A 14748-nucleotide genomic window follows, 5' to 3' on the forward strand; every position below is an offset into this window, starting at 1 on the left:
GATCAAACTCTCCATAAAAAATTATGATGTTTGATTAGCTCATAAATACTAATTGTGTGTTATCTCTAACACGTTTAAACCAACGATCGTTGTCGTTGTGTTTGGAATTAACGTTGACATATTGCGATTCAGTTTTCAATGTTCATTTATTGCGTTACAAGAATTTATTCTAACATTAAGTTTTTGTTAAGTCAACAATAAATTTATTTTTTTATTTTTTAAATTTTTGTTTCTTTCTTAACTCAACATTTAATATTCTATAACGTTCACTTCGTTTTCACAAGTACCAAATTTACACTTTGTAAATTTATTTAATGTTTTGAACTGTTCGTCGGTGCGTCTTGTTTTGACGACTTTTATATAATATCAAGATTACAATAGAACGTCAATCGATTTTCTTATTAAATTATGTTTAATATTACTATATCTATTACGTATTATTTTTTAAATGTATATATTTGTATTATTGTGTAAATTTCACAGCCTACTGTTTATTACATTTCACATTTATTGTTACTATTGTAGTATTTAGCTATAAACAAAAAAAAAGAAGTGATTTTTATCACCTCTCTTTTATTATTTATTTTTCTTCTTCATTTTGACATGCTTTGCATACACCATAAATTTCCATGCGATGATGCGATACATTAAATTCAGTTACGTGTTGGGCTAATTGTTCAACTTCATCTAGTTGAGGATAGTGAAAGTCCACAATCTTACCACACTTTTCGCAAATCACATGGTAATGATTATGTGTACTAAAATCAAACCTACTTGATGAATCTCCATAAGTTAATTCTTTTACTATACCGATATCTTTAAAAACACGTAAGTTATTATATATTGTAGCAACACTTATATTAGGAAAATCAGGTGAAAGTGCTTGGTATATTTCATCAGCTGTCGGATGTGTTTCGGCTGAAATTAAAAATTTCAGTATTGCTTGTCTTTGTGGCGTAATTCTGATGCCTGCTGTTCTCAACGAAGCAATCGAATCTTCTAGCTGATGTTCGATAGTTTCCATTTCTGCACTCATTTTCCTCACCATCTTTCTATTTAATAATTATTATTACTTAATATTAATATAACTGTTAGGCACGCACAATGTCAATATTATTCCTTTATTCCTTATTAATATCCTTTTTTCAGATCTACTTGATTCTCAATTATTTTTCCATAATTGAGAAAATATTGTAAATTCTTTTTAAATATTTCTGTTATATCTTCAGCATTCTCTGTACCGTTACCAGTAATATGTGCTGTAAGTGTTACATTATCTAATTCATATAATTTATCATTTGCTGGTAATGGCTCTCGCTCAAAAACGTCAAGGTAGGCATGTCTAATTAGTTTTTGCTCTAAGACATCAATTAATACCTCATGTTTTACAATTGTTCCTCGTCCAACATTCATAAACAGCGTATGGTCATTCATTATTTCAAAGTGTTCTTTTGTTAATAGATGTATTGTCTCTGAAGTTTCTGGTAGACAGTTAACGACGATGTCAGCTGTAGTTAATGCTTGTTCCAACTCCGTTATTGGATAGACATAGTCAATGTAATCTTCTGTCTTGCCTGTAGTATTAACCCCTAAAACTTTCATATCTATTGCCTGAGCTACTTTGGCTGTTTTTTGAGCAATGCTACCCGTTCCGATGAAGAGTATACTTTCTCCATTTAATCGTTTACCGGTTAACTTAGAATCGTATTTATGCTGTTGTTGATTAATATAGGAAGTTCTCATTTTTTTATAGTCTGCCAATAAGTAACCTATAATAAACTCTGACATTTGTTTAGCATGTACACCTTTACCGTTTGTCACTACTATTTCATTCTTACTTAAATAGTCTAGTGGTAATTTATTCACTCCAGTTGAGTACCATGCCAACCATTTAAGGTTTGGACATTCTTGTAAGAAAGTTTCATCCAAGCTACTATCATGACCAAATAATATATCTAATGTTTTCCTATCATTGATAGAAATTGCAGATACACCTTCTGTAAAGACAAAGTCCACGGTCGGAAAAGTATCAATAAGTACTTCTTCCATTTGCCCTAACCGCTTCAAACTCACTGCCTTCATATTGACTCACCCCAAAATTGTTTTAAGCTCTTCCATTTGTGTTTTAACTTTTACTTTTTCAATAACATCTATAATGATACCTTCTTCGTCTATTATAAATGTAGTTCTGACAATTCCCATTGATTCTTTACCAAATGATTTTTTAAGTTGATAAACACCAACGGCATTCGCAAGTTGATAATCTTCGTCTACGAGTAAATCAAAGTTTAAATTATGTTTATTGATAAAATTTTGGTGTTTCTTTTTAGAATCCGCACTTATGCCGTACACTTTGACATCAAGATCATTGAAATCTTCAATATTATCTCTAAAATCACATGCTTCTGTGGTACATGTAGGCGTATTATCTCGAGGATAGAAATATAATATTGCCTTACTTCCTTTTAATGTTTCATTAGAAACGAGTTCTCCATCTTGATTTTCTAATTCAAATTGTGGAAATTGATCTCCTTTTTGTAACATAGACTCACCTATTTCTTCATATTATTAATTTTATGATACGATAATAGACGAAAATATTAAATTAAAAGAGGTTGATATTAATGAAATTCACTGAAAGTGAAAAACTTCAGCAGTTTTCTAATGATTATATTTTAGGTGGTGTTAACTCACCTTCTCGTTCTTACAAAGCTGTGGGTGGTGGTGCACCTGTAGTAATGCAAGAAGGACAAGGTGCTTATTTAATCGATGAGGACGGCAATAAATATATTGACTATTTACAAGCATATGGTCCCATTATTACTGGTCATGCACATCCTCACATCACAAAAGCTATTCAAGAACAAGCTGCTAAAGGGGTACTATATGGTACACCAACTAGATTAGAAATTGATTTTGCAAAAAAACTACGTGAAGCTATCCCTTCTTTAGAAAAAATCCGCTTTGTGAACTCTGGAACGGAAGCTGTAATGACAACTATTCGTGTCGCACGTGCCTATACTAAGCGTAATAAAATTATTAAATTTGCTGGACAATACCATGGTCATTCAGATCTTGTGTTAGTTGCAGCTGGTAGCGGCCCTTCACAACTTGGCTCTCCAGATTCAGCTGGTGTACCAGAAAGTGTAGCAAAAGAAGTAATAACAGTACCATATAATGATCTTGATGCATATAAAGAAGCAATTGATTATTGGGGTGATGAGGTAGCATGTGTATTAGTAGAACCAATAGTCGGTAACTTCGGTATGGTCGAACCTCAACCAGGATTTTTAGAAGAAGTAAATAAAATTTCTCATGATAATGGCACACTCGTAATATATGATGAAGTTATTACCGCTTTTCGTTTCCATTACGGTGCAGCACAAGATTTATATCAAGTATATCCAGATTTAACTGCTTTTGGAAAAATTGTCGGTGGTGGCTTGCCAATCGGTGGTTATGGTGGCAGACAAGATATTATGGAACAAGTAGCACCATTAGGTCCAGCTTACCAAGCAGGAACTATGGCCGGTAACCCTCTATCAATGAAAGCTGGTATAGCATTATTAGAAGTTTTAGAACAAGATGGTGTTTATGATAAACTATCCCAATTAGGACAACGTCTAGAAAGCGGGTTAAATGAACTTATTACTAAACATGGTATAACTGCTACGGTAAATAGAGTATATGGTGCACTAACACTCTATTTCACAGACGAAAAGGTTACCCATTACGATCAAGCCGAAAACTCAGACGGTGAAGCATTTGCACAATTTTTCAAATTGATGTTACACCAAGGAATTAATTTAGCTCCTTCTAAATTTGAAGCATGGTTCTTAACTACAGAACATACTGAAGATGATATAGATACAACGTTAAAAGCTGTCGATAATGCATTTAGTCAAATGAAATAAACTTGAATTTTCTTGCTAATCATTGTATAAATAGTGTAATTAAATATTTTTTAAAGGAGCGGTAATTCTTGAAATTAGGAGCTCGTATTATAAAAACAGGTATATCAATTATACTTGCTTTGGCTATCGCTTCTTTATTACCTGATGAAGCAGGTTTAAAAGCAGTCGCCGGTGTCAGTGCTGTAGTCGCTATGCAGCCTAGCGTATATCGCTCTATCAAAACGGTATCTGAACAAGCTATCGGTAATGTGATTGGCGCTATTTTATCCGTAGCCATGGTCACGGTATTTGGCAATAACTTTATCATTATGGGTGTAACTGTCATTTTACTTATCGCTATTTTATTTAGATTTAATTTAGCTCATGTTGCAACATTAGCAAGTGTAACCGCACTTATTATTATGGGACAGCACACTGGTGACTTCTATGTATCTGCTTTTTTCAGATTTGTTCTTGTTATGATTGGTGTACTTAGTTCTTCTTTAGTCAATTTTGTATTCTTACCACCAAAATTCGAATCAAAAATTTATTACAATGCACTAAATATTTCGACAGATATTTTTGTATGGTTAAAATTGGTCTTAAATGATACGTCTGAATATCATCACATTAAAGAAGATAGAAGCCTAATCAGTAACCGCATTAGCAAACTGGAGCAAACTTTCGGGTATTATGAAGAAGAGAAACCATTAATGAAAAAACATGCATTCGCGCAAAACCGCAAAAAAATACTCTTTAAAGAAGTAGTTCGAAGCACCAAACAAGCCTATGAAGTTTTAAAACGTATGAATCGCTATGAAAATGATCTTTATAATTTAAGTAATGATTTGCTGTTACAAATAAAGTTAGAAATAGATAGTTTAACATCATTTCATGAACAAATATTTATCAGTTTATCTAAAAAAGCACGTTATGATGCGAGTATTAGTGATACACAAATTGAAAATCCTCAAAAGAAAAACTTAATTGATGCTTTTCAAAAAGAAATCATTAAAAACCCATATCAAACTGCATATTCGTTTGCTAATATTATGCAAATTGTTTCCGCTATCGAAGAATATCGATATAGCTTAGAGCATTTAGATAGATTACGTATAAGTTTCTTTTCATATCATCGAAGTGACGATGAAATAGAGCTTATAGATGAAGACTTTGATTTATAATAAAAAGACCTCTGATAATTCAGAGGTCTTTTTATTATCTGTTATAAATTTTGGATACTAAATAAGTGTTCATAAGCACCTTGTTTAGCCAATAATTCTTGATGCGTACCTGTTTCAACAATATGACCATTTTGCATAACTACAATTTTATCTGCATGGGTAATAGTAGATAAGCGATGCGCTACAATAAGCGTTGTCCGATTTTCACTTAATACATTCAATGCATCTTGTATAATCGCTTCACTTTCCAAGTCTAAAGCACTAGTCGCTTCGTCTAAAATAATAATAGGTGGATTATTTAAAAAGATTCTCGCAATAGATACACGTTGTTTTTGACCACCTGAAAGTTTTACCCCTCTTTCACCAACTTCTGTATCGTAACCTTTAGGCAGATTCATTATAAAATCATGCGCGTTAGCCATTTTAGCCGCTTCAATCACATCTTCCTCAGAAGCATCAGGTTTCCCTAATAGTATATTTTCTTTAATAGTATCTGAGAATAAAATATTGTCTTGTTGCACTAATCCAATTTGATGTCTTAAGCTACCTGTTAAATAAGATTTAATATTCACACCATCAATGTCAATACTACCTGATGTTGTATCATAAAAACGTGGTATTAAATTAATCAATGTTGATTTACCGCCACCACTCATACCTACGAAAGCGATGGTTTCACCTTGTTTGATATCTAAGTTAATATTTTCCAACACCATAGCTTCATCATGATTATATTTGAAACTTACATTATTAAGTTGAATATTACCATGTTTAATTTCTAATGGTTGTGCACCCTTTTTATTTTTTATATCGTAATCTTCATCAATAAGTTGGAATACACGGTCCATAGATGCAAAACTTTGCGTCAATGTCGTAAATGATGATACCAATCTACGTAAAGGACCAAAAAGTTGTTCTAGATAACCAACAAACGCTGCCAATGTTCCGACAGTGATCGAACCTGTAATTGCTAAATAAGCACCCACACCAATTACAATAAGCGGTCCAATATCAGTTACAGTATTAATAGCTGAAAAAGAATAAGCATTCCATCGTGTATGTTTAAATGCTCGATCTAAAAAATGCACATTCCGTTTATCAAAGTTTTGAGCTTCATTATCTTCGATAGCAAAACTTTTAATAACTGGCATTCCTTGTACACGTTCATGTAAAAATCCTTGAACTTCAGCTAATGCTTGTGATCTTTTACGTGTTAATTTTCTTAAACGACCAAAGAAGTAATAGACCGTCAGAATGTAAAACGGGAAAATAACTATCGCTGCTAATGTCAATTTCACATCGAGCACAAACATAATGGATAACGCGATTAAAATCGTTATACAATCTAACCAAATATTCATTAGCCCAGTTAATATGAAATCTTTAGTTTGCTCTACGTCATTTATCACACGAGAGATAACTTGTCCTACTTGATTATTAGCATAAAATCTAGAACTCAGAGCTTGTAAGTGATCGTATAATTTTTTACGAATATCATATAAGATTTTGTTACTTGTCCATTGTGCTAAATATTGTCTTAAATATTCTATTGGCGGTCTGACAATAACAAAAATGAAAATCGCAATGCCCATTGCAATTCCAAGTCTTATAAATTTCTCATCATTGGTAATAGCATTATTGTTAATAACATCATCAATCACAAATTTAATTAACAATGGTATTAACATCGGTATACCAAATTTAATAATACCAATAAGAATAGTTGCAATGATTCGCCATTTATATGGTTTCACAAATTCTAAATATCTGCGAATCATGATGCGTTTCCCCCCTCTAGTAAAAGTAACAAACGAAACAGCCAAGTTGAATATTTCCAACTAGGCTGCTTCTAATATGTCATAAGTATAAAAGCATCGTTGTTACACCTAATATCACTCATCTAATTCAAATAATAATTAATATTATTGTGCAATGTATTTGAATACTTATAACACTATAAATGATTTTTACATTAAAAACACTATTTCTGCTTAATAGTTTCTTACTTTTTTGTAACGTTCTCTCCACACTTTAATAAAGTCTGGCGCAAATGGACCTTTCTTTTGTTCGATCCATTGTTGTAGAATATCTACATTTCTTCTTAATATCTTATCAATATCCGATGAATAATTCATTTGGTTCATATGTTGTTCGTATTCATCTTCATCTAACAAATGATATTTGCCGTTTGGATAAACTTTAATATCTAAATCATAATCTATATATTTTAATGCTTCTTCATCACAAACAAATGGCGACGATAAATTACAATAATAATAAATACCATCTTCTCTAAACATACAAATAACATTAAACCAAAATTCTGAATGAAAATATACAATTGCTGGTTCACGTGTAATCCAGGTTCTACCATCACTTTCTGTAACAAGTGTATGGTCGTTTCCTCCAATAATTACATGATCCGTACCTTTTAATATAGTAGTTTCAGACCATACACGATGAATATTGCCATCGTGTTTATAACTTTGAATTTTAATAGTCTGACCTTCTTTAGGTATGGACTCTTTTACCATGCTCCACACCACCTTAACTTAATTTCACAATTCAGATTATAACATAAGTAGCGTTAAGTCAGCGAAATAATCGCTATTCTCTCAAAAACTGATAAATTTTAGTCATACTAACAGGAAAGTTATAATTATCTTTTTGGTTTAAATCTAGCCATTCCATATCTGCAGTTAATGTTATATCTTCTTTATGGACTATATGTTTTGCTTCAAAAACTTTAATATCCCAAGTTAAATGTGTGAATTGATGCTTTAATTGATAACTTGATTGCTTGTAGAAATTAATATTTACGCCTATGTCACTCTCTAAACTGTGCTCATCTTCTATATCATACATCGGAAATTGCCACATATTATTTAATAAGTTTGCTTTACGTTTAGTAATTAAGTATTCGTTGAATTCATTTTTCACTAAATATACATGTTGTTTGATAACTTTCTTTTTAACTTTCGTTGTTTTAACTGGTAAATCCGCTACAGTTCCTTGTTCAAAAGCTTCGCAATGTTCTTGTACTGGACAAAATAAACATAAAGGTGCTTTAGGTGTACATATCATAGCTCCTAATTCCATCATTGCTTGGTTAAAATCACCTGCGCTTTGTTGTACGTAAGGTGCTAATTCCGCTTCATAGGCTTTTCTTGTCGTTTGTAATTTTGTATCACGTGTATCGTTATTCAATCGTGACCAAACTCTAAACACATTGCCATCCACAGTTGCGAGTGGCTGATCAAAGGCAATACTCATAACTGCTGCTTGTGTATATGGCCCAACACCTTTTAATGCTCCAAACGTTTTAGGATCCATTGGCACCTCACTATTATGATTTTGGTGTACATCTCGTATTGCGGTATGGAAATTACGCGCTCTACTATAGTAACCTAGTCCTTCCCATAATTTTAGCACTTCATCTTCATGTGCTTCGCTTAAATCACGAATTGTAGGAAAACGAGCTATAAATCTTAAATAATAATCGATTACCGTTTTAACTTGTGTTTGCTGTAGCATAACTTCGCTCAGCCAAATATAGTACGGATTTTTAGTTTCTCTCCAAGGCATAGCTCGTTGTTCTGTATCAAACCATTGCAATAGATTGTTTTTGAATCGTTTTTCGTTATACATAAAACACAACTCTTTCTCTAGTTTAAAATTAATTAAAATCAATAGTTTAGCTTTTTGTTATTCATTACGATGAATTATAATATATAATAGTAAGAAATATGTATGAAATGAGTGACTTATATGGATACAGGTACACATATCGTCATGGGGATTGGCTTAACAGCACTAGCAACTCAAGACCCAGCCATGGCAGGGTCATTTGCAGCTACTGCCACAACACTAGTCGCTGGATCCCTAATACCAGATAGCGATACCGTTTTTAAATTGAAAGATAATGCCACTTATATATCAAACCATAGAGGCATTACACATTCAATACCTTTCACTATTTTATGGCCTCTACTTATCACATTACTTGTTTTTACATTTTCTAGTAATGTTGATGCTACTCATGTTTGGTTATGGGCACAACTCGCGGTATTTTTACATGTTTTTGTAGATATTTTTAATTCATATGGTACTCAGGCACTACGGCCAATAACCAATAAATGGATTCAACTAAGCGTGATAAATACATTTGATCCAATTATATTTATCTTATGGTGTCTTGGTATCGTAGTATGGGGAATGGGAGTACATCCATATTGGGCTTTTTTCCCAATCTTTTTAATTTTGGTGATTTATTATATCATTCGTTTTAAAATGCAAAAAGCTATTAGACAAACTGCGTTACGCCAAATCAAACAAGAACACAATTTAGTAAAAGTTTTTGTGGCTCCTACAATCAGATTTATGGAGTGGCGAGTTGGTATTCAAACAGATGTGTATGATTATGTAGGAAGAAGTTATGGTAGAAACGTAGTATTTAGCGAAAAAGTAAAACGCCATTCATTACCAAGTAATAATTTAATGGATTACGTTAAACATGATAAAAATGTTAAAACTTTCCTTAATTTTTCTTCAATTTACCGCTGGGAAACTAAACATTTAGCTGATGGTAGCATGGAAATTCGATTAATAGATTTACGATATTTAAAAAATGGCCACTATTCCTTTGTTGCGATTGTCCTTCTCGATAAAGAAATGACAATTCAGCATTCTTATATAGGTTGGGTCTTTAGTGAAGATAAACTACAACGTAAATTATTTGCAAAATAAAAAGGTTATGCGTCTATATTGACGCATAGCCTTTTTAATCTGTTGATGTTTCTGAAGTCGTTACTTTGTCGTTTGAACTAACATCTTCTTTTTTTGTGTTTTGTTCAACTTTATATCGAAAATTATATTTCGCATGCGCCACCTTACGCTTTAATGCATAAGCCAACACACATAATATGCCGATTACAAAGTAAAAGTAAAAATGATATGGCACATTGTTTAAACTTATTGCCCCAAACACTACAGATTGAGCCACACCTTCTACAACATAAAATACCGGGTTTAACATTAAAATATGCATTAAAATCGAAGGCTTTGTAGTCGGTATAAAAATAATTGGAACTATAAAAAATGTAATTGCAGTACAAATATAAAACAACGTATCTAATTTGAACATTAAAACAGTAATAAGTCCCATAATAATTGATATTACGCTAATTAAAATTCCTGCCATAATTACAAAATATAAAGTCGTTATAAATGAACTTTCTATATTTATTGGCGTACTAAATATAAATATAACTAGTAAAATTAATAATAGTATACACCACACTATCGTATTAATAATTATTTCTACTATAGGAGAAATGTTGAACATTTTACCAGTGTAATAAACTCTAACGTAGCGTTTATAATTCAAATAAATGGCTACTGCTACATATCCAAATGTCACAAATGCAGATAGCCTAAAGAACCATCTTGCTTGTTGTAAATCCTCGGTATTATTAATGTTAAAAATTACCATTAATACTAACAATAAGAGCAAACTACATATAAAAGGAACCACTAACCATTTCCATTGTCTCTTTTGATACGAGAGTGCACTGTTGATTAAATTAGGAATTTTTTTATTATAATTTATTAATTTATCTATCATCCTTTGCACCTACAATTCAATATAAATCCATTTATTATTTGTTAAATCTGCCATAAAATATCCGTCGCCTGATTTTACGATCCATAATTTAGTATCAATATCAAATTTATCCTTTAATTTTTCTTCATTTTTTATCGGATAAACGAAACCAGTTAAATTATTATTGTCATTAAACACCATTGAAATTGGCTGAGACACTATAGGTACAACAAAACGGTTATCTTTATTATTTTCAGGCACCAATGTATCTGTGACTTTACTATGTTTTTTATGTAAGTGGCTATTAAAATATTCATAGTAATTAATATAGTTTTTTTGCATATATGGTGCTAACTCTTTCGCATCATGAGATTCAAATAAACCTGCTGGGTCAAAATATCTGACATCACCTTTTTTTAATTTGTAGTTTTTATTATCAATCACAATGCGATATGCTTTAGAACTTTCCCCTGTAATTGTCAAAAAACTATACGGCTTTAATTTAACTTCGTCTTTATGTCCAATTCCTGTTGCTGTAACTGATTGCTCTAAGACAATACCATATGCAAGTTTTTCTTCAATTGGATCCTTTTTTTGGTTTTGAATAGTTTCTTGATTAATACTTTGAGCAAATTGGAGTCTACCAACGTCATTAAACATTAATAATGCCATAAAGACAGCAGCTACAATAAAACTAATTAATAATGTCCAAAAACGAGTTATGGCTAGTGGCGGTTTAGCATGTTTATAACGTTCGACCCTTTTGAAATTATAAGTAAGTTCAGGCATCTTCGTACGATTCTTTTTCCAATCGACATCAAAATTGGCAATTTCTTCATCTGTTTGTAACGATAACCTATCTTTCTCGTGATCCCTAAATGCTGGAATAACCTGGTTTACTGATCCTTCCATGCGCAATTGTCCGTGGGAAATCCATGCAATATAATTACTAGTTTGTGCAATTTTATCGACATCATCATCAATCATAATAATAGTTTGATTATTTTTTATGTATTCATCTGTTAATGCAATGGCTTTCTCTACAAAATCATCTTTTAAATGTGTTAAAACTTGATTGAAAATAATAACATCAGCCTGCGATGTACGCGCTAAAGTAAAGAGGAGTTGTGCATATTCACCTTTAGTTAAGGTTTGAATAGTTTCTTCAGCATGTGTAGCAACACCTGCATATTGCATAATTTGATCTGCTTTATGATTGGAGATTTTATATGGGAAAAGCTGAAGTGTTTCAGCTACAAACTCTGATACTGTAATGTGCTGTAATTTACGGTCTTCAACATCTGCAAAAAAGATTGGTTTTTTACTATTAATCTTTCCTTTATCAGGTTTTATTTCACCACTTAAAATACGACCTATCAACGATTTTGATGCACCTGGCTCACCAATTATTCCTAATGCTTCACCTTGATAAATATGTAGTGAGATATTATTTAATTCAATGTCATCAGCACCATATCCAAAAGGTTTATACCACTTCTTAGACTTCTTATTTCTATAGTAATGTGTTACATTCAGTAACTTTAAAATAATTGAGCTGCCCATCTATCTTCATCCTTCTACAATTTTAATAATGCTACAGGTAATCCTTCTTCCGGTTCGCTACTATTGATTCTAAAGCCCCACGCAAAGACTCCTTTTAAACGTTCAACTTTAAAATAATTGTTGCTTCCATCGTTTAATTTATATATTTTGCCGAGTTCAATTTTAGTTCTGTCTACTAAGTAACTTTCTGCTATAATCACTTTACTTTGGTAAACATCATACTCATTGTATATACCGTTCATTTCGGCTTTTCTCATCTTTTCTTTATACCCTTGAATTTCATGACGTAACTCAGGTTCACTCATTTCACTCAATTTCTTCTGTTCCATCTGTGATACCACTCTCTTCTAGTTTACTTTTAATTTTATCATATTTATAGCCTTTTCTCATAAGAGCTTCTATAGTTTTCATAATGACTTTTTGACCATCATATTTTCTTCGATTTTTATTATAGACCTTCTCTAATTCACCTTGCAATAAATTGTCTAGCGTTTCTTCAGTTGTGTTAAAATCAAGTTCATTCAATATTGTTGAAATCGTATCGAATGTATAGCCTTTTTGTAACATCGATTGAGTTAATTTCTCTTTCTGTTTTACGATAGGTCCTTTTTTCTGGTTAATAATCTTTTGAGCCGTTTTGACAATGTTCTCTATAGGTTGTTGCTGCGTATATAAATCTGTATAGCTATCAATTATCGATGTTTCAATGCCTGCCTGATATAATTTTTGTTTATATACTTCTGGACCTTTATCAGTTGTTTGAATCATCGTATTTTTTAAGCTCTCTGCATAATCTTCATGATCAATTAAGCGTTCGTCATAACAATATGCTATAACTTGCGCTACGACGCTTTCAGCAATTTCTTGCTTTATTAAATATTGACTTACTTCTTTTTCAGTTCGTTTACGATAGGAAATATATTGAATTGCTAAATTAACACCTTGCCTGTATTGCTCATATTGTTGAATTTGTTGCATCGTAGCAGCATCAACATCATCATCCTTTTTCAAATTAAAATAGACCAACGTATTAATATCAATACCCATTTCGAAAGTATCGTCTAAAAATAAATTAAAGCGTTCTTTGTTTTTCTTTTGTACTTCTATTTTCGTAATTTTCGGCATTATTCTCACTCCATTTTCTTAGCATAACGCATATATCTTGCTTTTGGAATTATAGTGATATCAAAAAAGCGACACAGTAATCAAATCTTTATCAATTTGACTGCTATACCGCTCAAATACAAAATCGTTTATGTTAATTTAATCAAAAGCTACTCGATTATTTGATACATTATCATATCTATATTTTTAATGTTGTTTGTCATAGATATTCCTTTATACTCCTAATTGTTGGATAGCCTCTTGATATTGTGAATCTGTAATAAAATCTTGTTGCTTCATTTTTTCTAAGGTTACCTTCACCCTATTGGTGAAATTATCGGACATATCATTTATGTCATATACACTTGGTGCATTAATTTTACTAGCTAATATCGCACTTTGCAAAACTGATATTTGAGGCAAGTTAACGTTATTTTCATCTGTTGTAGTGCCGAAATAATGGTTAGCTGCACCTTCAATAGTATATTGATTACTACCAAAGTAAATGTTATTAACATAGAAGCTTAAAATTTCATCTTTACTATATTGTTTTTCAACACGATGTGCTACAAATAATTCTTTTATTTTCCTCGTGAGTGTTTGTTCATTATCATAGTAATAATTTTTTACTACTTGCTGTGTAATCGTACTACCGCCTTGCACATTACGATCACTAATTGTCGTGAACAATGCTCTAGAAGTACCTTTTACATCAAATCCACTATGTTTGAAAAAGCGTTCATCTTCAAGAGCCACAAATGCTCCTTTTGTATAATCAGGCATATTGTCTACTGGCACATAAGTAGATTTATCTTCAATTGCAGTTAAATCTTCGACATCTGCGCGCAAAGACAACATATACATTGCCCCTACAAACAGCCCTAATAAAATAATTAGTGTAAGCAATATCGTTGTAACTAAACTTTTGCTTTTTTTCTTTTTCTTGTTTTTTTTAATCGGTTCAAAATATGTGTTATGGTAAGGCATATTAGAAACTGGTTTATCTTTTGACTTGTTCTTAACGCGTTCGCTTCTTTTCATGCACTGACTCCTTTACTAAACTCACCTTATTATATGTGAGTTTACCAATACTTTATAGTATTATCTACATATTCTTTAAAAAATCAGACCAAGGGTGTATAACCGAGTCATCAATCAGACGCATTGTTAACAAAAGGGAGTGGGACAGAAATCTGATTTTGAAAAAATGATTTCGTCGTCCCACCCCGGCAAGGATGACTAGCGTTGAAAAAAGCTTGGTTTAAAGCGCATTTTCAATGCAGTCAGCTACTGCCCATATGAAAAAAGACTAGGACAATCAATATTGTCCCAGCCTCTTCAAACTGTCGATAAAGTTTACAACTTTGTTGGCAGTTTTTTTTGTACACATTCTGTGATCACT

14 protein-coding genes are annotated in these 14748 nt (G+C 31.9%); 3 read left to right on the top strand and 11 right to left on the bottom strand.

What is annotated here, in order from left to right; translation table 11 throughout:
• Positions 1-580: 580 nt before the first annotated feature.
• The 3 genes from perR to bcp form a co-directional block, all read right to left on the bottom strand.
• Positions 581-1036, bottom strand: a complete 456-nt coding sequence (perR, locus tag KA845_RS11510) for a peroxide-responsive transcriptional repressor PerR (protein ID WP_002509717.1) — start codon at positions 1034-1036, stop codon at positions 581-583.
• A gap of 95 nt (positions 1037-1131) precedes the next feature.
• The gene (locus tag KA845_RS11515; RefSeq protein ID WP_103388405.1) at positions 1132-2082 is read right to left on the bottom strand and encodes a phosphoglycerate dehydrogenase; all 951 of its coding nucleotides are present in this window, start codon (positions 2080-2082) and stop codon (positions 1132-1134) included.
• Between the two features lie 6 nt (positions 2083-2088).
• Complete coding sequence (bcp, locus tag KA845_RS11520) at positions 2089-2544, bottom strand: thioredoxin-dependent thiol peroxidase (RefSeq protein ID WP_002509715.1); 456 nt, start codon at positions 2542-2544, stop codon at positions 2089-2091.
• An 80-nt stretch (positions 2545-2624) separates the two neighbouring features.
• On the opposite strand from bcp, the gene KA845_RS11525 reads away from it, so the two are divergent.
• Both KA845_RS11525 and KA845_RS11530 read left to right on the top strand, forming a co-directional pair.
• Complete coding sequence (locus tag KA845_RS11525) at positions 2625-3914, top strand: glutamate-1-semialdehyde 2,1-aminomutase (protein ID WP_103388404.1); 1290 nt, start codon at positions 2625-2627, stop codon at positions 3912-3914.
• Positions 3915-3982: 68 nt separating this feature from the next.
• Positions 3983-5077, top strand: a complete 1095-nt coding sequence (locus KA845_RS11530; protein ID WP_002509713.1) for an FUSC family protein — start codon at positions 3983-3985, stop codon at positions 5075-5077.
• A gap of 41 nt (positions 5078-5118) precedes the next feature.
• On the opposite strand, the gene KA845_RS11535 is transcribed toward KA845_RS11530, so the two are convergent.
• From KA845_RS11535 to mutY, 3 genes are all read right to left on the bottom strand, one after another.
• Positions 5119-6855: an ABC transporter ATP-binding protein gene (locus tag KA845_RS11535; protein ID WP_002509982.1), complete on the bottom strand. Its 1737-nt coding sequence runs from the start codon at positions 6853-6855 to the stop codon at positions 5119-5121.
• A 213-nt stretch (positions 6856-7068) separates the two neighbouring features.
• Positions 7069-7611: a nucleoside tri-diphosphate phosphatase gene (gene ntdP / locus KA845_RS11540; protein ID WP_002509981.1), complete on the bottom strand. Its 543-nt coding sequence runs from the start codon at positions 7609-7611 to the stop codon at positions 7069-7071.
• Between the two features lie 73 nt (positions 7612-7684).
• The gene (gene mutY, locus KA845_RS11545; protein WP_103388403.1) at positions 7685-8725 is read right to left on the bottom strand and encodes an A/G-specific adenine glycosylase; all 1041 of its coding nucleotides are present in this window, start codon (positions 8723-8725) and stop codon (positions 7685-7687) included.
• 120 nt (positions 8726-8845) lie between these two features.
• Here mutY and KA845_RS11550 point away from each other — a divergent pair, with 120 nt between their 5' ends.
• The gene (locus tag KA845_RS11550; RefSeq protein ID WP_210128111.1) at positions 8846-9823 is read left to right on the top strand and encodes a metal-dependent hydrolase; all 978 of its coding nucleotides are present in this window, start codon (positions 8846-8848) and stop codon (positions 9821-9823) included.
• 34 nt (positions 9824-9857) lie between these two features.
• Here KA845_RS11550 and KA845_RS11555 read toward each other — a convergent pair whose 3' ends face one another.
• From KA845_RS11555 to sgtB, 5 genes are all read right to left on the bottom strand, one after another.
• Entirely contained in the window at positions 9858-10700 is an 843-nt protein-coding gene (locus tag KA845_RS11555) for a sugar ABC transporter permease (protein WP_103388402.1), read from the bottom strand.
• Between the two features lie 9 nt (positions 10701-10709).
• Positions 10710-12242: an ATP-binding cassette domain-containing protein gene (locus tag KA845_RS11560; protein ID WP_002509977.1), complete on the bottom strand. Its 1533-nt coding sequence runs from the start codon at positions 12240-12242 to the stop codon at positions 10710-10712.
• A gap of 14 nt (positions 12243-12256) precedes the next feature.
• Positions 12257-12571 carry a YfhH family protein gene (locus tag KA845_RS11565; RefSeq protein ID WP_002509976.1) on the bottom strand — a complete coding sequence of 105 codons (315 nt, stop codon included), beginning with the start codon at positions 12569-12571 and terminating at the stop codon, positions 12257-12259.
• Complete coding sequence (recX, locus tag KA845_RS11570) at positions 12549-13367, bottom strand: recombination regulator RecX (RefSeq protein WP_002509975.1); 819 nt, start codon at positions 13365-13367, stop codon at positions 12549-12551. Before recX ends, KA845_RS11565 begins: the two co-directional genes overlap by 23 nt.
• A 213-nt stretch (positions 13368-13580) precedes the next feature.
• Entirely contained in the window at positions 13581-14387 is an 807-nt protein-coding gene (gene sgtB / locus KA845_RS11575; RefSeq protein ID WP_002509974.1) for a monofunctional peptidoglycan glycosyltransferase SgtB, read from the bottom strand.
• Positions 14388-14748: the final 361 nt, after the last annotated feature.

It is taken from the genome of Staphylococcus sp. GDX8P114P-2 (genome assembly GCF_017892945.1).
GTDB classification, from domain to species: Bacteria; Bacillota; Bacilli; order Staphylococcales; family Staphylococcaceae; genus Staphylococcus; species Staphylococcus arlettae.

Coding starts and splice junctions, on each gene's coding strand:
- bcp (WP_002509715.1), bottom strand. CDS start 2,544: ATGTTACAAAAAGGAGATCAATTTCCACAATTTGAATTAGAAAATCAA.
- sgtB (WP_002509974.1), bottom strand. CDS start 14,387: ATGAAAAGAAGCGAACGCGTTAAGAACAAGTCAAAAGATAAACCAGTT.
- KA845_RS11525 (WP_103388404.1), top strand. CDS start 2,625: ATGAAATTCACTGAAAGTGAAAAACTTCAGCAGTTTTCTAATGATTAT.
- KA845_RS11560 (WP_002509977.1), bottom strand. CDS start 12,242: ATGGGCAGCTCAATTATTTTAAAGTTACTGAATGTAACACATTACTAT.
- KA845_RS11535 (WP_002509982.1), bottom strand. CDS start 6,855: ATGATTCGCAGATATTTAGAATTTGTGAAACCATATAAATGGCGAATC.
- KA845_RS11515 (WP_103388405.1), bottom strand. CDS start 2,082: ATGAAGGCAGTGAGTTTGAAGCGGTTAGGGCAAATGGAAGAAGTACTT.
- KA845_RS11565 (WP_002509976.1), bottom strand. CDS start 12,571: ATGGAACAGAAGAAATTGAGTGAAATGAGTGAACCTGAGTTACGTCAT.
- ntdP (WP_002509981.1), bottom strand. CDS start 7,611: ATGGTAAAAGAGTCCATACCTAAAGAAGGTCAGACTATTAAAATTCAA.
- KA845_RS11550 (WP_210128111.1), top strand. CDS start 8,846: ATGGATACAGGTACACATATCGTCATGGGGATTGGCTTAACAGCACTA.
- mutY (WP_103388403.1), bottom strand. CDS start 8,725: ATGTATAACGAAAAACGATTCAAAAACAATCTATTGCAATGGTTTGAT.
- KA845_RS11555 (WP_103388402.1), bottom strand. CDS start 10,700: ATGATAGATAAATTAATAAATTATAATAAAAAAATTCCTAATTTAATC.
- recX (WP_002509975.1), bottom strand. CDS start 13,367: ATGCCGAAAATTACGAAAATAGAAGTACAAAAGAAAAACAAAGAACGC.
- perR (WP_002509717.1), bottom strand. CDS start 1,036: ATGAGTGCAGAAATGGAAACTATCGAACATCAGCTAGAAGATTCGATT.